This is a genomic window from Vibrio sp. 10N.261.52.A1 (genome assembly GCF_002876325.1).
GTDB classification, from domain to species: domain Bacteria; phylum Pseudomonadota; class Gammaproteobacteria; order Enterobacterales; family Vibrionaceae; genus Vibrio; species Vibrio chagasii.
The window spans coordinates 1-340 of record NZ_MCYD01000118.1 but is presented as its reverse complement, the minus strand read 5'-3'; the positions used below and the strand labels follow the sequence as shown (position 1 = coordinate 340).

General features: G+C 38.8%; 1 pseudogene. It reads left to right on the top strand.

Annotated elements, in window-relative coordinates:
* Positions 1 to 61: 61 nt before the first annotated feature.
* Positions 62 to 340: pseudogene (locus BCT81_RS01685) on the top strand (ornithine carbamoyltransferase subunit F); the annotation flags it as partial.

The following is a 340-nucleotide window of genomic DNA, read 5'->3' as shown; positions in this document are numbered from 1 at the left end:
ATATAGCATTTTTATGTTTAACTAAGTTCTTCATTGATTCTATATACGCAAGGAGCGAAAGATGGCCTTTAATCTTCGCAATCGTAACTTTCTAAAACTACTCGACTTTACTCCTAAAGAGATTCAGTTTTTACTCGACCTGTCAGCTGACCTTAAAAAAGCTAAGTATGCAGGTACTGAGCAGAAGAAGCTTACTGGTAAAAACATCGCTTTGATCTTTGAAAAGGCATCAACACGAACTCGATGTGCGTTTGAAGTCGCCGCTTTTGATCAAGGTGCTCAAGTGTCTTACTTGGGTCCTTCTGGCTCTCAGATCGGTCAAAAAGAATCAATGAAAGAT